Genomic DNA, 19095 nt, shown 5'->3' on the forward strand with positions numbered 1-19095 from the left:
CTGCTGGCTCGATGTCCGCCATCCCCTTGCGGGTCAATGGCGTCTGGTTGATTCGGGCCCGCCGAAGCGGGCTTGAGGTTCATCTTGAAATGAGGCCGCCGAAATGGTTAGGACCACTTCCCTTTTCATGCTGGGGCCAGGTGAAAAGTACATTAAAATCAATAAATTAAAAAACTATTTTGTAAATATTTTGTTAACTGTGGCGGCCTGGCGCGCGCGCTTTGGCCAGCAGGGACAGGACCTCATCGAATACCCTGTTATCGAGGGCCTGGTCCAGATCCAGCAACTGGCTGTGGCGGTAATAGCCGCTCAGATCCAGCCCCACCCCCAGGGCGCAGAGCGCGAGCCGCCCCTCCCGCTCCAGCCGGCTGGCGACCTGGCGCAGGTGCAGGTCGAGGATGTCCTGGCGGTTGGCCTGGCGGGTGGCGGTATCCATGGGGCAGCCGTCGGAGATCACCAGCAGCAGCCGCTCCCGCGCCGGCAGCGCCAGCAGCCGCTGTTCGGCCCACAGCAGGGCCTCGCCGTCCAGCCCCTCGCGGAACAGATCGCCCTTGAGCAGGGCGGCGATGTCCTTCCTGGCCCGACGCCAGGGCAGCTGTGCCGCCTTGTAGACGACATGGCAGCGTTCGTTGAGCCGGCCCGGCTCCGGCGGGCGCCCGTCGCGCTGCCACTGGCGCAGCGGCTGGCCGCCGTTCCAGTGGCCGGTGGTAAAACCCAGTATCTCCACCCGGGCGCCGATCCGCTCCAGGGCCCGGGCCAGGCTGTCCACCAGCATGGCGATGCTCTCCATGTGCGGGCGCATGGAGCCGGAGTTGTCGATCAGAAAGGTCACCGCCGCCTCTGCCCGGGGCTGCCGGCGCTCTTGCTTGAACACCCGCCGGTCGGCCAGGGAGGTGACCAGGGTCGGCAGCCGCCGGCCGTCGAGCCGGCCTTCCTCCTCGCCGAAGCGCCAGCCCTGCTCGACGGGGCTGGCCAGCAGCCGGCGCAGCTTCTTGGTGAGCAGGTTGAGGTTGAGGCCCTGCTCGCGGATGCGTTGATCCAGGCTGTCGCGCAGCCGGCCGAGCAGCTCGGGGCGCACCCGCTGGTGGGCGGGCCACTCCCGGTCGAAGCGGTCGCTGTAGATGCGGTAGGCGAGGTGTTCGGCCGCCTGGCGCAGGCGGGCCTGCTGCTCCGCCGGGCTGCTGCCCGGCCCCTGGTCGCCCTCTCCCTCCAGCTCCAGCAAGAGGCCGAAGGCCTTCCTGGTGTCTTCACTCAAGGGCTCGCCCTTGCCGTCCGCCGCCAGCCGCTGCTGCAGCCCGTCCACCAGTTCGTGCAGGCAGAGGGCGATGTCGAGGGCGGGCTTGGCGAAGGCACCCTGATCCTGGCGATGGCGGCGCAGCAGGCCGAAGGCGGGGCCGATTTCCCGCAGCAGGAACATGCGGGTGGACTCGATCAGCATCTCGGTCGGCTCATCCAGCGGGCCGCCGCCGAGCTGGACCCAGCTCATCATGGCCAGGGTGAACAGCAGCAGGCCCACATGGCTTTCGGTCTGGCCCGAGGCCAGGAACTGGTTGCTCCAGGCGCTGAAGCGGTGGTGCAGGTTGCGGCGGCTGCCCGGGTGATGGTCCTCGACCAGGGATTCCACCCGGAGCTGTTCCAGCAGCTCGAACACCAGGCGGGCGACCGGCGGGGCCGGCAGCCAGTGCAAGTGCAGGGTGGGATCCTGGTGGCGCAGGCGCAGGGCGATGGCGTCGGCGACGCCGCGAAAGGAGCCCAGATCGTCCAGGCCCGGCTCCGGGTGCAGATGGGGCGCGCGCAGGGGGTAGGGGCGGCCCTGCCATTCCAGCTGGTGGCCCCGGTAGCGCACCGCCGGCTGGGCCGACTGGGCGCGGATCAGGGCGGCGCAGAGTTCTTCCAGCCGCTGCTGGCGACGGGCGGCGGCGGCCGGATCCTGGGGTGAATTGGAGGTGGTGGTCATGGTTTCCATCCCGTTGATGATGCGGCTGGGTTCGGGGCTGGGCGGCCCAGGTGCCGGCCTGTGGTGTTAGAGGCCAAAGGGCACTACTCCGCCGGCACGCCGTAAAGACAGGACACTCGCAGTTTCGACCTGCTGCGAACATTCACTGGATGTTCGGTCAGGCCGAAACTGCTCGTCACGGCGAGCAAGCTTGCCCCCTGGAGGCTCCGCCGCGCCCTCCCTGGCGCGGAGGGCCGGCTTCGCTGTGTCCTTTGTCCTCCCATCGCCTCAGCGCCGCCTGCTGGCACCACCATCAGACGGCGTCGGGGCTTGCAAGAGGCAACAGGGCCACCTCCGCCGACCGTCACCTGCCAGGGATGGCAGGTGCGAGCGTACAGGGATGTATTCACAGCGTGTCGGCGGAGGTGGCCCTGTTGCCTTATCGCTGAATGACTACAGTCTTCAAACAGGCGCTTATATCATCGCCAGCCGCAGGGGCTGGGATTCGGCCAGTTCCTGATCGAAGCAGCGCTGGTAATATTCCGCCACCAGTCCCCGCTCCGCCTCGTCACACTTGTTGAGGAAGGAGAGCCGGAAGGCCAGCGCAGGATCGCCGAAGATCTCGGTGTTTTCCGCCCAGGCGATCAGGGTGCGCGGCGACATCAGGGTGGACAGATCCCCGGCGGCGAAGCCGGCCCGGGTCAGCTCGGCCACCGCCACCATGCTGCTGATCAACTGGCGGCCACGGTCATCCGCATAACGGGGCACCTTGCCCTGCACTATGCGGATCTCGTCTTCCCGGGGCAGATAGTCGAGGCTGGCGACGATGTTCCAGCGATCCATCTGGGCCTGGTTGACCTGCTGGGTGCCGTGGTAGAGGCCATTGGCGTTGCCCAGGCCCACGGTGTTGGCGGTGGCGAACAGCCGGAAATAGGGATGGGGGCTGATCACCTGGTTCTGATCGAGCAGGGTGAACTTGCCATCCTGCTCCAGGATGCGCTGGATCACGAACATCACGTCCGGGCGGCCGGCGTCGAACTCGTCGAAGATCAGCGCCACCGGCCGGCGCAGGGCCCAGGGCACCATGCCTTCCTGGAAGCGGGTGATCTGCTTGCCGTCCTCCAGCACTATGGTGTCCTTGCCCACCAGGTCCAGCCGGCTGATGTGGCCGTCCAGGTTGATGCGCACGCAGGGCCAGTTGAGGCGGGCGGCCACCTGCTCGATATGGGTGGACTTGCCGGTGCCGTGCAGTCCCTGGATCAGCACCCGCCGGTTGCGGGTGAAGCCGGCGAGAATGGCCAGGGTCACGTCCGGGTTGAAGCAGTAGGCGGGATCCGCCTCGGGTACGTGCTCGTCCCGGTGCTCGAACACCGGCACCTCGAGGTCGGCGTCGATATGGAACAGCTCGCGCACCGACACCCGCCGGCTGGGTCGCTCGTGGATCAGATCTGTCATGGGGCTTGGCCTCGCTGGCTGAAACTGGGTGGTAAACAGGATGTAACCAGTGTAACCGGCGGTCCCCGCCCGCACAGGGCCAGTTGGCGGGAGGGGATGCGGCCAGGGGCTAGGCCGGCTGCCGGGCAATCACCTCCTCGGGGGAGGGCAACTCGCCGGGCGGGGCGATATGGCACTCCCGGAAGATGCGGGCGGTGCAGGTCTTGCATACCGCCGGATCCAGCTGGTCGTAGATGCGGTGGATGGCCCGGCCCTTGTTGGGAAAGACATGATCCTCGCCTATCTCCTCGAGCAGGTTGTTGCGGGCCAGAAAGCGGCTGACCCCCTCCTTGAGGTTGGAAAAGTACAGATCGCCGCCCTCGGCCCGGCGACGCTGGGCCTCCTGCACCAGCATCTCGGCGCCGACGATGTCCACGAAGTTGATGCCGCTGCCCACGATCAGCAGCCGGGGTTCGCGGATGCTCTGCAGGTACTCCTGCACATGGTTGACCGCCCCGAAGAACAGGGAGCCTTCGATGCGGATGATGCGCAACTGGGGGCAGTAGGGCAGGCGGCGTTGCTCGGCGCTGACGAAGACGGGATGTTTGGCGTCCGGATCCGGCAGTATGGAAACGATGCGCGGGGTGGAGGTGCGCTTGAGGTAGAACACCAGGGACAGCAGCACCCCGGCGTAGATGGCGAACTCCATGGCGACGAAGAGAGTGGCGAAGAAGGTGGTCAGCAGCACCGCCGCCTCCGACTTGCCGGCCTGCACGATCAGCCGGATATGGTGGAAGTCGATCAGGTTCCAGGCCACCACCAGCAGCAGGCCGGCCATGGCAGGCATGGGCAGCCAGGCGGTGAGCTCGGAAAACAGCAGCAGGATCAGCAGCAGCCAGAACCCGGCGAAAATGGCCGCCAGCGGGGTGCGGGCGCCGGAGGTGTAGTTGACCCCGGTGCGGGTAAAGGAGCCGGACGACACATAGCAGGAGAAAAAGGCGCCGACCACATTCGACAGCCCCTGGCCGACAAACTCCTGGTTGCCGTCCAGCCGCTGGTGGGAGCGGCTGGCCACGGCCCGGGCGATGGACACCGCCTCCACCAGGCCGAGCAGGCCGATGGCCAGCGCCCCCGGCCCCAGGGCACTGAGGGCGCCGAAACTGAGATCGGGCAGGCTGAAGGGGGGCAGGGCGGCGGGAATGGCGCCCACCAGGGCGATCCGCTCGCCGCCGGGGTCCAGTACCCGGGCCAGCAGGCTGGCCAGCACCAGCGCCAGCAGCATGTTGGGCCAGCGGGGACGGAAGCGTTTGATCAGTACGCAGCCGAGCAGGCTGACCAGGGCCACCGCCAGGCTGGGCAGGTGGGTCTCGGGCAGGTGCTGCAGCCATTGCCACCACTGGTCGGCCACCGAGCCGTCGGTCGGCACCGCCAGCCCGAAAACATTCTGCAGTTGGCTGGAGCCGATCACCAGGGCGGCGCCGGCGGTGAAGCCGAGCACCACCGAATGGGAGACGAAGTTGACCAGCACCCCCAGCCGGGCGGTGGCCAGGGCCAACTGGAACAGCCCCGCCAGCAGGGTCAGGGTCAGCGCCAGACGGAGGAACTCGGCCGAACCGGGGGAGGCCAGGGGGCTGATGGTGGTGAAGACGACGATGGACAGGGCGGCGGTCGGCCCGGAGATCAGGTGCCAGGAGGAGCCGAACAGGGCGGCGATGATGGCCGGTATGATGGCGGCATAAAGGCCGAACTCGGGGGGCAGGCCGGCGATCAGCGCATAGGCCACGCCCTGGGGCAGCACTATGATCGCATTGGTCAGGCCGGCCAGGGCATCGGCGTGCAGGGTGCGGCCATTTACCATGGGTGCCCATTGCAGAAAAGGCAGGAGCCGCATCCAGGCCGTTTTGTCCTTGCCCCTGTTGTTCATGCCCAATCCCCCTTGCTGCGGCCAGGGTGGGAACCAGTCCCACCGGATACTGCTTATTAAAACATGTCTGCGACCGGATGGCAGTTCCGTGAGGGGCCTGCTCCCGCCTGCCGGCATGGCTGGCTCTATCCCGGGGTGATAACTGGCCTTTGTTGCTCCCCCTGGTGCCCGGTAACGTCGAACCAGGACGGAACCGCCCGCCGGGCGGCGGCAAGGACAAGAGGACGGCACCATGACATTTATTTCCTTCAACCCGGCCACCGGCCGGCAGAACGGCCGGTTCGAGGCACTGGATGCTGACCAGCTGGAGCGCCGCCTGCAACAAAGCGCCGAGGCGGCCGAAGGGTGGCGGCATCGCCCTTTCGCCGAGCGCGCCGCCCTGCTCAACCAGGTGGCCGCCCAGCTTTCGGCCAACCGGGAGCGGCTGGCCCTGTGCATCACCCGGGAGATGGGCAAGCTGCTGAGCGAGTCCCTGGCCGAGGTGGACCGCTGTGCCCGGGAATGCGCCTACTTCGCCGCCCACGGCCAGGCCATGCTGCCGCTGGCGCGCAGCCCGGTCACCTTCGAGCCCCTGGGCGTGGTGCTGCTGCTCGGCTCCTGGCACTTTCCCCTGTGGCAACTGTTCCGCGTGCTGGCGCCGACCCTGATGGCCGGCAACGCCGTGCTGCTGAAGCTGGCCGACAACCTGCCCGGCTGCGCCCGGGAGATCGCGGCCCTGATGGAGGCGGCGCAAGTGCCGGCAGGGTTGGTCACCAGCCTGGCCATCGACCAGGCCCGGGTAGCCGAACTGATCCGGGATCCCCGGGTGAGCGGCCTGGCCTTCGGCGGCAACCGGGAAGACGGCGCCAGGCTGGCGGCCCTGGCCGGGCAACAACTGAAGAAGGTGGAACTGGAACTGGACGAGGCCGAGCTGCACCTGGTACTGGACGACGCGGATCTGGAGGCGGCGGTGGACGCGGTGCTGCTGGCGCGGCTGGGCAACGCCGGTCAGCAAGGCATTGAAGCGCGGGGCCTGGTGGTGACGCCGGCCATCGCCGACGACTTCGTGGCACTGCTGGCGGCGCGCCTGGCCGAGTGGCGGCCGGGCCATCCGGAAGAGCTGGGCAGCCGGCTGGCGCCCCTGGCCTGCGGACGGCAGCGGGAAGCGTTGCACCGGCAACTGGCGGCGGCGGTGGACGAGGGCGCCCGCCTGGTGGCGGGCGGCACCCTGCCGGAGGGCGACGGCTGGTACTATCCGGCCTCGTTGCTGGACGGGGTGAGCCCGGACATGGCGGTGTTCCGCCGCCCCTTGCCCGGTCCCCTGGCCGCCGTGGTGCGGGTACGGAACGAGGAAGACATCGTTTCCCTGTGCCGGGGGCTGGGCCCGGACGGCACGGCCCGGATCTGGACCCGGGAGCTGGCCCGGGGCGAACAACTGGCGCGCCGGCTGCCCTTCGATCGCTGCCTGGTGAACCCGGATCCGGGGCGAACCTATCCTCCGGGAATGGCGGCGGAGGAGCATTTCAACATCAAGGCGTTCTGCCGGATGAGGTCGCTCAGGATCTCGGTGTAGCCCCTGGTTCCAGCCGGCGGCCGGATCTGGCCCTGTCCGGTGGTGGCGGCGGCTGGCTATACTGCGTCCACGCATTGCCTGGTTTGCCCGGAGTGGTAGCTCGACGGTCAGGGAGCCGACGCCCAAGTGCAATCGCCGGTCCCCTGGGCCGGCCCCGGTTACCGCAGCATGAGAGTTTTGGGCGAACACAGATGACAGCACAGTACCCCACCCTGGAACAGATGGGCATTACCTCCTTCGACAACATCAGCAAGTACCGCCTGCGCCGCGAGGCCCGGGCCGACGTGCTCAAGGTCTACTACCACCGGCCGGCGGGTTCCCTGCTGTCGCGCAGCAAGAAATTCACCTTCGCCCGTCCCCAGTCCGGGGTACCGGTCGAGTTCCAGAAAACCGCCCAGTGGCACCAGCTGGAAGACACCAGCCCGGTGCTGCGCCAGGCGCTGGTGGAACTGCACCAGCTGCTCAAACCCGACGCGCCGGCCGAGGACGACACCACCCGGGACAGCAGGCAGCAACTGCTTGAGGATCTGGAGCATATGGAACGGGTGATGAAGGCCAAGCTGGAAGAGCTGCGCCGGCAGATAGCGGCGCTGAAATAGCGACAGGGGCGGTGATCACCGCCCCTGTCTGCAGGTGACCGAATGGGGCGCGGGCGGCTCACCCGCATCGGTGTCGTGCCCAGGGTTGAGGCGTGGCTTTCCAGGCCTGTGGTTCCCGCTACGCGGGAAAGCAGGCGGGCCGCCTGCGCTCCATCGGCGTGGTTTTTGGCCAGATCAGGATCTGGCCGCCTGCTGCCGGAGCAGCGACTCCGCCATCTTCTTGCCGAACAGCTCCATCACCGCCTGTTCATCCTCCCCCGCCTCGCGCAGGGCGCCGACCATGGCTTCCAGGGTGGGCAGGGTCTTTTCCAGCAACTGCTGCAGATAGTGCTCGGGGCTGACCCGGGTATAGGCCTGGTATTCGGCAAAGAGCGCGCTGGTGGCCTCATCCAGCCTGATGGTCACTTCCTGTTGCTTCGGCATAGCCGCATCCCTCTGTAAATGGCGTCGTGATGGTTCCCAATCTAGGAGCCCCGGCCGCCGCTGGCTAGCGCCAGCAGCGGGGCGGGGATGGGGCCAGCTGGACTCAGTCAGGGTGCCCGACTGGCTCTAATGCATCGATGGCGGCGGGATTAACCTTCATGTTAACGATATGTAAATCACATTTTGCCGCCGGGGCGGCCCCGCCACCCGGCCCGAAAGAGGTAACCGTCATGCCAGCCTTTACCACCCTGACCGCCATGGGCATCGAGGATCTCGACCAGATCAGCCGTTTCCAGGTGACGGAGCGGGACGATCACGATGAACTCAAGGTGTGTTTCCAGCGCCCCGCCGGCTCCTGCCTGCCCGCCAGCCTCAAGTTCCGCTTTCCCCACGGCAACAATCCCGAGGTACAGGCCACCCTGCACAGGGCCATGGATGAACTCGAACAGATCCTGGGGCAGAGAAACGCCGATCCCCGGGCGGCCATACTGCACAACCTGGAGCAGTTCGAGCGGGTGATGGAGGCCAAGATGGAGGAGATCAAGCACCGGCTGGCGACGCTGCCGGCCTGATCCGGGTTTCAACGATCATAAAAAAACCACCGGTGCGAGCCGGTGGTTTTTTGTTGTGCGGGTGGCAGAGCCTTACATAAACACGAACTTGGCGATAAAGATGGCGCTCAGGATATAGACGCTGATGGAGACGTCGCGCGGGTGGCCGGTGGCCATCTTCAGCACCGTGTAGGTGACGAAGCCCATGGCGATGCCGTTGGCGATGGAGAAGGTCAGCGGCATCATCAGCGCAGTTACCGCGGCCGGGGCCATTTCGGTGAAGTCGTCCCACTCGATCTTGGCCAGGCTGCTCATCATGGCGAAGGCCACGAAGATCAGGGCACCGGCGGTGGCGTAGGGCGGTATCATGCCGGCCAGGGGCGCCAGGAACATGGACAGCAGGAACAGCGCGGCGATGGTCACGGCGGTCAGGCCGGTACGGCCCCCGGCGGCCACGCCGGCGGCGCTTTCCACGTAGCTGGTTACCGGCGGACAGCCGACGAAGGTGCCGATCACGGAAGAGGCGCTGTCGGCCTTCAGGGATTTCTTCAGCCCTTCGATGCTGCCGTCGGGGCGGCGCAGGTTGGCACGCTCGGCCACGCCCATCAGGGTGCCGGCGGTGTCGAACATGTTGACGAACAGGAAGGCCAGGATCACGGTGATCATGCCGATGTCCAGCGCGCCCATGATGTCCAGCTTCATAAAGGTGGGCTCGATGCTGGGCGGCATGGCGAAGATGCCGTTGTATTCGACGATGCCCATGAACAGGCCGATCAGGGTTACGCTCAGCACCCCGATCAGCACGGCGCCGAACACCTTGCGATGGACCAGGATGGAGATGATCAGGAAGCAGACGGCGGCCAGCAGGGCGCTGGGCTTGGTGAAGTCGCCCAGGGTCACCAGGGTGGCTGGACTTTCCACCACTATGCCGGCGGTTTTCAGGCCGATCAGGCCGAGGAACAGGCCCACGCCCGCGGTCATGGCGTAGCGCAGGGATTCGGGAATGGAGTCGAGCACCCACTCACGGATTTTCCAGAAGCTCATGGCGGTGAAGATCACGCCGGACCAGAACACGGCGCCCAGCGCCACTTCCCAGCTGTAGCCCATTTCACCGACCACGGTGAAGGCGAAGAAGGCGTTCAGGCCCATGCCCGGTGCCAGGCCGACCGGCCAGTTGGCGTACAGCCCCATAAAGAGGGTGGCAACGGCGGCCCCGATGCAGGTGGCCACGAACACGGCGCCCGCATCCATACCCGAGGCGGACATGATGTTGGGGTTGACAAAAATAATGTATGCCATGGTGATGAAGGTGGTCAGGCCGGCGATCAGCTCGGTTTTGACCGTGGTGCCGTGGGCACTTAACTTGAACCACCTGTCCAGCAATCCCCCGGAAGCCGGGAGAGTTTGAGGGGTTGGCTCATTCTTGATGTGTTCCATGACCAGAAGTCCTCGAGTAGGTTGAGTTGCAGACTGCCAATGCCGCACGATTTTCCTTCGTCCACGGCATTGGCAGGAGCCGTCTGCGACCCGTTAGCTGCCTCTGTAGGTAGAGTAGCTGTAGGGTGCGATCAGCAGGGGTACGTGGTAATGCTCTTCGCCGGCGGCGATCCCGAAACGGATGACAACGTCGTCCAGGAAGGCCGGCTCGAGCAGCTCAATACCTTGTTTCTTAAAGTAACTGGAGGTGTGGAATACCAGCTGGTATTTGCCGGCTACATAGTCGTCACCTGCCAGGATGGGCGCATCGGTACGGCCGTCGTGGTTGGTGTAGACGGTGTTGATCAGCGTGGTCTTCTCGCCTTCAACCCGGTACAGTTCAACTTTGATTTCGGAGCCAGGCAGGCCCTTGGCGGTATCCAATACGTGTGTGGTCAGTTTTCCCATTTTAGTTACCTTGCGCGTCATACGCGTCTCTGTTGGTCCAAGGTACTATCGACACAGTGCGTCGATAGAATTAACTTTACATCAAGATATTTTCTCTCGTCTACATTTAATTAACACAAATGTGTACAATGAGGCCGAGTGCCTGTGTTATCAGGCGCCGATCTATCCCGATCGAGTAGGATTGTCTTTACTTTGGTGCTGTAAAGCAAGAATTCCTGGCAAGATCCGATACAAAAACTAAACCTGTTATTTACATATATTGATTTTATTGTATACAATAAGGTCGTCACAATGACCGGCAAGCCCTCTTCACGCTTGTCCCGACCGGTTTTCAAACCTGCGTTTTCAAGGAGTTTTCCGATGAGCCAGAACAAAGACTATCCCCGTGACCTCATCGGGTATGGAGCCAATCCTCCTCACCCACAATGGCCCGGTGATGCGCGTGTCGCCATTTCCTTCGTGCTGAACTACGAAGAGGGTGGTGAGCGCAACGTACTGCACGGGGACGGCGAGTCCGAGGCCTTCCTGTCCGAGCTGCCCGGTGCCATGCCCTGGGAGGGCGTGCGTCACATGAGCATGGAGTCGGTCTATGAGTATGGCAGCCGGGCCGGTGTCTGGCGCCTGCTGCGCCTGTTCAAGAAGTACGACATTCCGCTCACCGTCTTCGCCGTGGCCACCGCCCTGGAACGCTATCCGGAGCTGGCCAGGGTATTCGTGGAAGAGGGGCACGAGATTTGCTCCCACGCCTACAAGTGGATCACCTACCAGTGGATGGACGAGAACGAAGAGCGCGAGCAGCTGTACAAGGCCATCGAGATCATCGAGCGCATCTGTGGCCAGCGCCCGCTGGGCTGGTATACCGGTCGCGACAGCCCCAACACTCGCAAGCTGGTGATGGAAGAAGGCGGCTTCCTGTATGACTCCGACTCCTATGCCGACGATCTGCCCTACTGGGTGGACAACAACGGCAAGGGCCATCTGGTGATCCCCTATACCCTGGACACCAACGACATGCGCTTCGCCACCCAGCAAGGCTTCAACAGCGGCGAGCAGTTCTACCAGTACCTGAAGGACGCCTTCGACGTGCTGTACGAAGAAGGGGCCGAGGCGCCCAAGATGCTGTCCATCGGCATGCACTGCCGCCTGCTGGGCCGCCCCGCCCGCATGGCCGCGCTGGAGCGTTTCATCAAGTATGCCCGTAGCCACGATCGGGTGTGGTTCACCCGCCGTATCGACATCGCCAAGCACTGGCACGAGCACCACCCCTACAAAGGAAACAAATAATGAGCCGGTTCAAGACCTGTACCCCCAGCGCCATGAGCCGCGACGAGTTCGTCGCCGCCTTCGCCGACATCTACGAGCATTCCGCCTGGGTGGCGGAAACCGCCTTCGACCAGGGCCTGAGCGCCGAGGACGACGAGATCGAGCGCCTGCATGCGCGCATGGCCGGTGTGCTGCTGGCCGCCGACAAGGACGCCCAGCTGGCGCTGATCAACGCTCACCCGGATCTGGCCGGCAAGGCCGCCCAGCGGGGCGAACTGACCGAGGCCTCCACCAACGAGCAGGCCGGCGCCGGCATCAACCAGTGCACCGCGGAGGAATTCGCCCGCTTCACCGAGCTGAACAACGCCTATAAGGAAAAGTTCGCCTTTCCCTTTATCATGGCGGTGAAGGGCTCCAACCGGCATCAGATCCTGGCCGCCTTCGAAGAGCGCATCCATAACGACTACGACACCGAGTTCGATCGTGCCGTCAAGGAAATCAACAAGATAGCCCTGTTCCGCTTGAACGAGATGTAACGAGGCGAGGGGGCCCAGGCCCCCGTTTTTTTATCCGTTTTCGGAGGCAGAGATGATCAAGACCCTCAAGATAGAGCCGCTGACCAGGGAAGCCTTCGCGCCCTTCGGCGACGTGATCGAGTCCGAAGGCCGCGATTACTTCATGATCAACAACGGCTCCACCCGCCGTTACCACAAGCTGGGCGAGGTGCAGCTGGACGAGCAGGGCCAGGGCATCATCAGCATCTTCCGGGCCAAGACCCTGGAGTATCCGCTGGCGATCAAGATGCTGGAGCGCCACCCCTTCGGCTCCCAGTCTTTCATTCCCCTGTTCGGCCACGACTTTCTGCTGGTGGTCGCCCCGGTGGGCGACGGCAGCATGAACATAGACCCGTCCACCGTGCGCGCCTTCCGTGCCAGCGGCCGCCAGGGCGTGAACTACCACAGGGGCGTGTGGCACCACCCGATACTGGCGCTGCGCGACGACGACGAGTTCCTGGTGGTGGATCGCAGCGGCCCCGGCAACAACTGCGACGAATTCTTCTTCGACGAGTCCGTCCAGCTGAGCCTGGAACTGGGCTGAGTTTCCCTTTGCCTGTTATGTAAAGAAGAGGCGGCTCCGGGCCGCCTCTGGCGTCTTCAACGCAGCTCATCAAATTCCGCGATGCGCGGATGTCCCCGCCGCTCCAGAAAGCTCAGCAACTTGTCCGGATCCGTCGCCAGTATCCGCTCCCGGGGAAAGTCCAGCTCGGTCACCAGCCGGTGGCAGTGCTCGAACTGGCCCAGGGTAAAGGCCACGTGGGAGTCGGAGCCGAAGGCGAGCCAGGCGCCGCTGTCCCGCGCCGCCGCCACTATGGCCCGGCAGTTGGCCTCGCTGCCCTGGCGCGAGTGGTTGAAGGAGGAGTTGTTGATCTCCAGCGCCACCCGGTGTTCGGCCGCGGCCGCGGCCACCGCCGCTATATCGATGGGATAGGCCGGGTTGCCCGGATGGCTGATGATGTCCACCTTGCCGCTCTTGATGGCGTTGATCATGGCGGTGGTATGGCGGGCCCGGTCCGCCGGCGGGAACACCGGCTCGTGGAAGCCGGCCACCACCAGGTCCAGGCAGTCGAAGTAGCGCTCGGGAAAGTCGATTTCCCCCGCCTCGTTCCTGATGTTGGCCTCGATGCCGCGCAGTATGCCCACCCCGTCCACCACCCGGGGCAGCACCCGCATGTTGACGAAATGCCAGTAGTGGGGAGCGTCGGCCATGTCCGGGCCGTGATCGGTGAGGGCAAACAGCTTGATGCCGCGGGCGCGGGCGATGGGCAGGTAGTCGTGCACCGTGCTGTAGGCGTGGGTGCTGGCCACCGTATGATTGTGGGTATCGACGAGATAGGTCATGGGGCTTCTCCCTGAGCGGACTGTGGCCAGCATAACAAACATCGGCCGCCTGCCGCGACGATTCGGTCACCGGTTGAGCCTTGTTCCAGGCTGCACTCCATGTTATTTCTATATGAAAATATTTAACATGAAGGTGACTGCATGGACGCACTCAAGATAGGCTGGCGCGATCGCCTGCTGATGAACATTTCCCTCCGCCAGAAACTGATGCTCACCTGCTACCTGGCCACTCTCGGCCTGCTGGGGTTGCTCTACGGCTACTGGCAGCTGTGGCGCGAGCTGGCGGCGCTGGGCGGGACGTCCGGCCCTGGCCCGAATGGGGTAGTGGCCCTGGTGGCGGGGCTGGTCGTTCTGCTCTGGCTGCTGGCCCGGGCGGTGAGCGACAACCTGCTGCCGCTGCTTGGTCATATCGAGGGGGTCATGGCCCGGGTGGCGGCGGGCCGGCTCGAGCAGCGGGTCGGTTTTTCCGGCGAGGACGAATTCGGCAAGATAGGCTCGGCCATCGACGCCACCCTGCAGCACCTGTCGGCCACCTTCGAGCTGGTGGAGCGTTCCGCCGGGGTGCTGCACGGCGCCGTGGGCAATATCGGCGAGGCGGTGAGCCAGGCCGGGCAGGAGGTGGGCACCCAGCACCGGCAGGTGGCCCAATGCCGGCAGACGGTGGCCGAGCTCAACCAGGCGGTGCAACAGGTGGCCGCCCATTCCCGCCTGGCGGACGAACTCACCGCCCGGACCCAGGATGCCGCCCAGGCGGCGGGCAGCCACATGGCCGACGCCATGCAGGGCATGGAGCGGCTGGTGGCCGACACCGAGGGGGCCAGATCCGACTCCCGCGTGCTGGGCGATACCCTGGAGCGGGTAGGCACAGTGGTGGAAACCATCAAGGCCATCTCCGAGCAGACCAACCTGCTGGCGCTCAACGCCGCCATCGAGGCGGCCCGGGCCGGCGAGCAGGGTCGCGGCTTCGCGGTGGTGGCGGACGAGGTGCGCACCCTGGCGGGGCGCACCCAGCACGCCACCCGGGACATCCAGCAGATGATAGAAACCCTCGACGAGCGGGTCAGCCGCAGCATAGAGATGATGTCGCGCAATGCCGAGGCCAGCGCCGATGCCGCCGGCGGGGTGCGGGCCGGCATGCAAAGCCTGGAGAACATACTGGCGCAGGTGGCCGAACTCAGCCGGATGAACCGTGACATCGCCGGCGCCGTGTCGGAGCAGGAGCAGGCCATGGCCGAGCTGGATCTGAGCCTGGAACAGCTGCTGGGCCAGGCGGAGTGCTCGCGCCGCCGGCTCGACACCCTGAGCCGGGACCGGGGCCATGTGCACGAGATTGCCGAGCAACTGGCGGCCAACATGGCCCGGGTGCGGGCCTGAGCCCCCTTGCGTCCGCCGGGGCGGGCGGCCATAATCGGCTTTCACAATGCATGTTTTGGAGGCGGGTCATGGTGACCGAGCAGCAAGTACGGGAGGCCCTTTGCCGGGTGCTGGATCCGGAAGTGGGCGAGAACATCATCGAGCTGGGGCTGGTATACGGCATCGAGATCGACCAACGACGGCTGGCGGTAACCATGACCATGACCTCGCCTTCCTGCCCCATGGGCGACTGGATCCGCCAGCAGGTGGCAACGGAACTCGAGGCCCTGTGCCGGGACGGCCAGCGGGCCGAGGTCGAGCTGGTCTGGCAGCCGGCCTGGGGGCCGGAGCGGATGAGCCCGGCCCTGCGGGCCCGGCTGGGGTGGGAATGAGGCGGCTCAGTGCGGGTGGTCGTTGAACTCCCGCATGAAGATGTCCCAGAACACCAGGAACAGGGCCGCCACCAAGGGGCCTATCACGAAACCGTTGATGCCCATCAGGCTGATGCCGCCCAGGGTGGAGAACAGCACCACATAGTCGGGCAGCTTGGTATCCCGGCCCACCAGCAGCGGGCGCAGCACGTTGTCCGCCAGGCCGATCACCAGGGCGCCGAAGGCCACCAGCACGGTGCCGGCCACCCAGGCGCCGGTGGCGTAGAGGTAGATGGCCACCGGCAGCCAGACCAGGCCGGCGCCCACCGCCGGGATCAGCGACAGGAAGGCCATCACTACCCCCCACAGCAGCGGGCCGGAAATATCCAGCGCCCAGAAGATAAAGCCGCCCAGGGCGCCCTGCACCATGGCCACCAGGATATTGCCCTTCACCGTGGCCCGGGTCACCTCCGAAAACTTGGCGAACAGCTTGCGCTCGCGCTCGTCCCCCAGGGGCAGGGCCTTGATCAGCAGTTCGGTCAGCTGGTGGCCGTCGCGCAGCAGGAAGAAGGCGAGGTAGAGCATCAGCGCCACGTTGACGATAAAGACGAAGGTGTTCTGGCCCGCCACCAGGGCCTTCTCCGCCAGCAGCCGGCTGCCGGCCACCGCCGCCTCCGACAGCCGCTGGCGCAGGTTGTCCATATCGATGCCGACTCGCTCCAGCAGCTCGGGCAGCAGCGGAAAGGCGTTGCGGATCTGCTCCAGCACCCGGGCCGGACTGATCTCGCCCCGGTCGATGCGCTGGTAGAGGCTCAGCCCTTCCTGTACGAAGGAGGTGGCGATCAGCAGCACCGGCAGCACCACGATGACGATGCAGATCAGCAGGGTGAGCAGGGCGGCCCGGTTGGGTTTGGGGCCGATCCGGGACAGGATGCGCTGCTGCAGCGGATAGAAGATGACGCCGATGGCGCAGGCCCAGAAGATGGCGCCCCAGAAGGGCTTGAGCACCAGCCCGAACAGCAGGCTGACCAGCAGCAGCATAAACAGAAAGGAGCGTTGTTCCAGTTTTTCGCGCATGGCGAGGTGGTTCCTGATGAGACAGTGCCATCATAGTAAAGAAGCCCGGGCGGCGGCGCCAGCGCTTCCCGGCGGCGGATTTATTGCGCCGGCGCAAGGCGGGCCCGGTCGCCGGCTGGCATCATGGCCGCTCACCGAGGAGGAGGACGCATGCCGATCTTGTTGCTGCCGATGATGGCGTTGTTGCTGCTGGGGGTGGCCGGCGGCGCCTGGCGCCTGGGGGCCGACTGGCTGCCGCTGACTCACACCGGCCTGGTCTACCACGGCGCCCTTATGGTCAACGGTTTCTTCGCCACCCTGATAAGCTGTGAGCGCTGCGTGGCCCATGGCCGGGGCTGGGCCTGGCTGGTGCCCGCCAGCGGCCTTCTGGCAAGTGCCAGCCTGTGGTGGCGGCCGGAACTGGCCCCGGCCCTGTACGGCCTGCTGGCGGCGGGGATGACGATATTGTCCTGGCAGCTGTGGCGGCGCCAGCCCCAGGATTTCACCCTGCTGCTGGTGCTGGCCTGCGGCGCCCTGCTGCTGGCCAACCTGGACTGGTGGCGGCAGGGCGCCGTCGGCGCGGCCACCGAGCGGGGCTGGCTGGTGTTCCTGGTACTCACCATCGCCGCCGAGCGGCTGGAACTGTCCCGGTTGCTGCCCAAGCCGCGCTGGGCCAAGCGGGTCTTTATGGGGCTGGCATTGGGCCTGCTGGCCGCGCCCTGGCTGCCACTCGGCCATCTCTGGCTGGGGGCGGCCCTGGTGGGGCTGGCGCTCTGGCTGCTGCGCTTCGACATCGCCCGCAAGACCATCAAGAGTCGCGGCCTGCCGCGCTATGTGGCCGCCTGCCTGCTGGCGGGCTACGGCTGGCTGGGCCTGAGCGGCCTGCTGTGGCTGGGGGGAGGGGGCGACATGGCGCTGCACGGGGTCATGCTGGGCTTTGTGATGGCCATGGTGTTCGGCCATGCGCCGGTGATAGCGCCGGCGCTGCTGAAGATACAGTGCCATTACCACTGGCTGCTGTACCTGCCCCTGGCGCTGCTGCAACTGGGGCTGCTGGCCCGCCACGACTGGCCCAGGCTCAGCGCCCAGCTGACCAGCCTGGCCATACTGGGCTTCGTGCTGACCTTCGTCGGGGTGCAGCTGGCCGGTTACCTGCAACGCCGTCAGGAAGTACGGTAGCGCCCCACCAGCTGTTGCAACCGGGCGGCCAGCTCGCCCACTTCCCGGCTGGTCTGGCTGGCCGCCTTTGAACCGGCGTTGGTCTGTTCGGCGATGGCCACTATCTGGTGCACGTTGCCGTTGATGCTCTCCGACACCTGGGTCTGTTCTTCGGCGGCGCTGGCGATCTGGGCGTTCATGGTGTTGATGGTGTTCACCGCCGTGCCGATGTCGAGCAGGGCGCTGTCGATGCGCCTGGCCTCGGTCACCGTATGGCTGCTGCGGTCGCGGATGCTCTCGATGGCCTGCACCGCCTCCCGGGCGCCCTGCTGCAGCCGGGTGATCATGTTGTGGATCTCCTCGGTGCTGCTCTGGGTGCGGCCGGCCAGGGTGCGGACCTCGTCCGCCACCACCGCGAAGCCGCGGCCCTGCTCGCCGGCCCGGGCCGCCTCGATGGCGGCGTTGAGCGCCAGCAGGTTGGTCTGCTCGGCGATGCCGCGGATCACGTCCAGCACCGAGCCTATCTGCTCCGATTCCTGCCCCAACCGCTGGATGATGTCCACCCCGCCGGCCACCTGGTGCTCCAGGCCGTCGATCACCGTGATGGCCCCCTGCAGCAGCCGCTGCGCGTCCGTGACCTGGGTTTCCGCCTGCTGGGCCGCGTCGGCGGCGCGGGCGGCGCTGGCCGCCACTTCCTGGGCGGTGGCCGACATCTGGTTCATGGCGGTGGCGAGCTGGTCGCTTTCGTGGTGCTGGCGGCCGATGCCGGTTTCGGTCTCGTCCATAAAGCGTTGCAGCTCGGCGCTGGCCTGCTGCAGGGTATCCGCCGACTGGCGGGTGCTGTGCACCAGTTCGCTGATCTGGCCGGCAAACTGGTTGAAGGAGCGGGCCAGGGTGCCCAGCTCGTGGCCATGGTCGGCATCGAGCCGGCGGGTCAGGTCGCCTTCCCCCTGGGCGATGTCCTGCATGGTGGATACCGCCTGGCGGATGGGGGCGTGAATGCTGCGGGCCAGCACCAGGCCGACGGCGGCGATCAGCGCCAGCAGCAGGGTGGCGGACAGGGCGGAGTTGATCAGGCCCTGGCGCACCGAGCGGGACAGCTCCTGCTCCAGCCCGGCGACGGTGGCCTGCAGATCGTCGATGTAAAAACCGGTGCCCAGCAGCCAGTCGGTGCCCGGCACCGGCGCGATATAGGCCAGCTTGGGCGCGCCCTGCTGGGTGTCGGGCCTGGGCCAGCTGTATTCCACATAGCCGCCGCCCTGGCGGCCCAGGGCCACGTATTCCCGCACCAGGTGGCGGCCGTCGGGGCTGGTGGCGTCGAGGTAGTTGTTGCCTTCCCGGGCCGGGTTGTCGGCGCTGACCACCTGGACGCCCTGGTGGTCGTACACGAAGAAATAGCCGCTGCCGTCATCGAAGCGCAGCCGGCGCAGCTGATCCTTGGCAATCTCGACCTCGCCCCGCTGCAGCAGGGGGGTCATGCCGCTGATGGCCAGCTCCATGTAGTTGGCCAATTGATCCTTGCGTGCCTCGAACAGGGAGCGGTGCAGGCTGTCGCCACTCAGGTTTTTAAGACGTAGAGATTGCTCCACATTGACCCAGGTGCTGACGGCGGCCAGCAGGGCCAGGGGCAGCAGGGCCAGCAACAGTATTTTTTGCCTGATGGAAAGTCGGTTCATCCTTGGTCTCTCTGTAT

The 19095-nt window shown here is 65.9% G+C and carries 18 protein-coding genes; 9 read left to right on the plus strand and 9 right to left on the minus strand.

Annotation, left to right across the window (positions count from 1 at the left end):
• Window positions 1-193: 193 nt before the first annotated feature.
• The 3 genes from AN401_RS01840 to AN401_RS01850 form a co-directional block, all read right to left on the minus strand.
• The gene (locus tag AN401_RS01840; RefSeq protein ID WP_096778387.1) at window positions 194-1957 is read right to left on the minus strand and encodes a cobaltochelatase CobT-related protein; all 1764 of its coding nucleotides are present in this window, start codon (window positions 1955-1957) and stop codon (window positions 194-196) included.
• A 453-nt stretch (window positions 1958-2410) separates the two neighbouring features.
• A complete protein-coding gene (locus AN401_RS01845) occupies window positions 2411-3391 on the minus strand; it encodes an AAA family ATPase (protein ID WP_096778388.1) in 981 nt (326 codons plus the stop codon).
• A gap of 109 nt (window positions 3392-3500) precedes the next feature.
• Complete coding sequence (locus AN401_RS01850) at window positions 3501-5294, minus strand: SulP family inorganic anion transporter (protein ID WP_198401787.1); 1794 nt, start codon at window positions 5292-5294, stop codon at window positions 3501-3503.
• A gap of 232 nt (window positions 5295-5526) precedes the next feature.
• Here AN401_RS01850 and AN401_RS01855 point away from each other — a divergent pair, with 232 nt between their 5' ends.
• Both AN401_RS01855 and AN401_RS01860 read left to right on the plus strand, forming a co-directional pair.
• Window positions 5527-6846 (plus strand): aldehyde dehydrogenase family protein, encoded by a 1320-nt coding sequence (locus AN401_RS01855; RefSeq protein WP_096778389.1) that lies wholly within the window; start codon window positions 5527-5529, stop codon window positions 6844-6846.
• 191 nt (window positions 6847-7037) lie between these two features.
• Window positions 7038-7445, plus strand: a complete 408-nt coding sequence (locus AN401_RS01860; RefSeq protein ID WP_096778390.1) for a DUF3461 family protein — start codon at window positions 7038-7040, stop codon at window positions 7443-7445.
• Between the two features lie 174 nt (window positions 7446-7619).
• Here AN401_RS01860 and AN401_RS01865 read toward each other — a convergent pair whose 3' ends face one another.
• Window positions 7620-7868 carry a hypothetical protein gene (locus AN401_RS01865; protein ID WP_094038930.1) on the minus strand — a complete coding sequence of 83 codons (249 nt, stop codon included), beginning with the start codon at window positions 7866-7868 and terminating at the stop codon, window positions 7620-7622.
• Window positions 7869-8098: 230 nt separating this feature from the next.
• Between AN401_RS01865 and AN401_RS01870 the strand changes: the two genes are divergently transcribed.
• A complete protein-coding gene (locus AN401_RS01870) occupies window positions 8099-8440 on the plus strand; it encodes a DUF3461 family protein (RefSeq protein ID WP_232513365.1) in 342 nt (113 codons plus the stop codon).
• Window positions 8441-8512: 72 nt separating this feature from the next.
• Here AN401_RS01870 and AN401_RS01875 read toward each other — a convergent pair whose 3' ends face one another.
• Together AN401_RS01875 and uraH are read right to left on the minus strand one after the other, a co-directional pair.
• A complete protein-coding gene (locus AN401_RS01875; RefSeq protein WP_408645753.1) occupies window positions 8513-9802 on the minus strand; it encodes an NCS2 family permease in 1290 nt (429 codons plus the stop codon).
• A gap of 147 nt (window positions 9803-9949) precedes the next feature.
• Complete coding sequence (gene uraH / locus AN401_RS01880) at window positions 9950-10303, minus strand: hydroxyisourate hydrolase (protein ID WP_094038927.1); 354 nt, start codon at window positions 10301-10303, stop codon at window positions 9950-9952.
• A gap of 360 nt (window positions 10304-10663) precedes the next feature.
• Between uraH and puuE the strand changes: the two genes are divergently transcribed.
• Genes puuE through AN401_RS01895 form a run of 3 tightly spaced genes read left to right on the plus strand, consistent with a single transcriptional unit; the run spans window position 10664 to window position 12664 of the window.
• Window positions 10664-11587, plus strand: coding sequence for an allantoinase PuuE (gene puuE, locus AN401_RS01885; RefSeq protein ID WP_094038926.1), 924 nt, complete (start codon window positions 10664-10666; stop codon window positions 11585-11587).
• Window positions 11587-12102 (plus strand): 2-oxo-4-hydroxy-4-carboxy-5-ureidoimidazoline decarboxylase, encoded by a 516-nt coding sequence (gene uraD, locus AN401_RS01890; protein ID WP_094038925.1) that lies wholly within the window; start codon window positions 11587-11589, stop codon window positions 12100-12102. Before puuE ends, uraD begins: the two co-directional genes overlap by 1 nt.
• A 52-nt stretch (window positions 12103-12154) precedes the next feature.
• Complete coding sequence (locus tag AN401_RS01895) at window positions 12155-12664, plus strand: ureidoglycolate lyase (RefSeq protein ID WP_096778392.1); 510 nt, start codon at window positions 12155-12157, stop codon at window positions 12662-12664.
• 56 nt (window positions 12665-12720) lie between these two features.
• Here the strand turns inward: AN401_RS01895 and AN401_RS01900 are convergent, their stop codons facing one another.
• Window positions 12721-13464, minus strand: coding sequence for a phosphatase (locus AN401_RS01900; RefSeq protein WP_094038923.1), 744 nt, complete (start codon window positions 13462-13464; stop codon window positions 12721-12723).
• Between the two features lie 141 nt (window positions 13465-13605).
• On the opposite strand from AN401_RS01900, the gene AN401_RS01905 reads away from it, so the two are divergent.
• Both AN401_RS01905 and AN401_RS01910 read left to right on the plus strand, forming a co-directional pair.
• Window positions 13606-14838: a methyl-accepting chemotaxis protein gene (locus tag AN401_RS01905; RefSeq protein WP_094038922.1), complete on the plus strand. Its 1233-nt coding sequence runs from the start codon at window positions 13606-13608 to the stop codon at window positions 14836-14838.
• Between the two features lie 68 nt (window positions 14839-14906).
• Window positions 14907-15209, plus strand: a complete 303-nt coding sequence (locus AN401_RS01910; RefSeq protein ID WP_094038921.1) for a metal-sulfur cluster assembly factor — start codon at window positions 14907-14909, stop codon at window positions 15207-15209.
• 6 nt (window positions 15210-15215) lie between these two features.
• Here AN401_RS01910 and AN401_RS01915 read toward each other — a convergent pair whose 3' ends face one another.
• Window positions 15216-16265, minus strand: coding sequence for an AI-2E family transporter (locus AN401_RS01915; RefSeq protein WP_094038920.1), 1050 nt, complete (start codon window positions 16263-16265; stop codon window positions 15216-15218).
• A gap of 150 nt (window positions 16266-16415) precedes the next feature.
• Here AN401_RS01915 and AN401_RS01920 point away from each other — a divergent pair, with 150 nt between their 5' ends.
• Complete coding sequence (locus AN401_RS01920) at window positions 16416-17423, plus strand: hypothetical protein (RefSeq protein WP_096778393.1); 1008 nt, start codon at window positions 16416-16418, stop codon at window positions 17421-17423.
• Here the strand turns inward: AN401_RS01920 and AN401_RS01925 are convergent.
• The gene (locus tag AN401_RS01925; protein WP_096778394.1) at window positions 17408-19078 is read right to left on the minus strand and encodes a methyl-accepting chemotaxis protein; all 1671 of its coding nucleotides are present in this window, start codon (window positions 19076-19078) and stop codon (window positions 17408-17410) included. The two genes, AN401_RS01920 and AN401_RS01925, sit on opposite strands and share 16 nt — an antisense overlap.
• Between the last annotated feature and the right edge of the window lie 17 nt (window positions 19079-19095).

This window comes from Zobellella denitrificans (genome assembly GCF_002407485.1).
In the GTDB taxonomy this organism is placed as follows: Bacteria; Pseudomonadota; Gammaproteobacteria; order Enterobacterales; family Aeromonadaceae; genus Oceanimonas; species Oceanimonas denitrificans.

Bases quoted from the DNA above. Each gene is read 5' to 3' on its own strand.
- AN401_RS01900 (WP_094038923.1), bottom strand. From the start codon at position 13,464: ATGACCTATCTCGTCGATACCCACAATCATACGGTGGCCAGCACCCAC.
- AN401_RS01865 (WP_094038930.1), bottom strand. From the start codon at position 7,868: ATGCCGAAGCAACAGGAAGTGACCATCAGGCTGGATGAGGCCACCAGC.
- AN401_RS01895 (WP_096778392.1), top strand. From the start codon at position 12,155: ATGATCAAGACCCTCAAGATAGAGCCGCTGACCAGGGAAGCCTTCGCG.
- AN401_RS01910 (WP_094038921.1), top strand. From the start codon at position 14,907: ATGGTGACCGAGCAGCAAGTACGGGAGGCCCTTTGCCGGGTGCTGGAT.
- AN401_RS01860 (WP_096778390.1), top strand. From the start codon at position 7,038: ATGACAGCACAGTACCCCACCCTGGAACAGATGGGCATTACCTCCTTC.
- AN401_RS01920 (WP_096778393.1), top strand. From the start codon at position 16,416: ATGCCGATCTTGTTGCTGCCGATGATGGCGTTGTTGCTGCTGGGGGTG.
- AN401_RS01925 (WP_096778394.1), bottom strand. From the start codon at position 19,078: ATGAACCGACTTTCCATCAGGCAAAAAATACTGTTGCTGGCCCTGCTG.
- AN401_RS01845 (WP_096778388.1), bottom strand. From the start codon at position 3,391: ATGACAGATCTGATCCACGAGCGACCCAGCCGGCGGGTGTCGGTGCGC.
- AN401_RS01870 (WP_232513365.1), top strand. From the start codon at position 8,099: ATGCCAGCCTTTACCACCCTGACCGCCATGGGCATCGAGGATCTCGAC.
- AN401_RS01850 (WP_198401787.1), bottom strand. From the start codon at position 5,294: ATGAACAACAGGGGCAAGGACAAAACGGCCTGGATGCGGCTCCTGCCT.
- AN401_RS01905 (WP_094038922.1), top strand. From the start codon at position 13,606: ATGGACGCACTCAAGATAGGCTGGCGCGATCGCCTGCTGATGAACATT.
- AN401_RS01855 (WP_096778389.1), top strand. From the start codon at position 5,527: ATGACATTTATTTCCTTCAACCCGGCCACCGGCCGGCAGAACGGCCGG.
- AN401_RS01915 (WP_094038920.1), bottom strand. From the start codon at position 16,265: ATGCGCGAAAAACTGGAACAACGCTCCTTTCTGTTTATGCTGCTGCTG.
- uraH (WP_094038927.1), bottom strand. From the start codon at position 10,303: ATGGGAAAACTGACCACACACGTATTGGATACCGCCAAGGGCCTGCCT.
- uraD (WP_094038925.1), top strand. From the start codon at position 11,587: ATGAGCCGGTTCAAGACCTGTACCCCCAGCGCCATGAGCCGCGACGAG.
- AN401_RS01840 (WP_096778387.1), bottom strand. From the start codon at position 1,957: ATGACCACCACCTCCAATTCACCCCAGGATCCGGCCGCCGCCGCCCGT.
- puuE (WP_094038926.1), top strand. From the start codon at position 10,664: ATGAGCCAGAACAAAGACTATCCCCGTGACCTCATCGGGTATGGAGCC.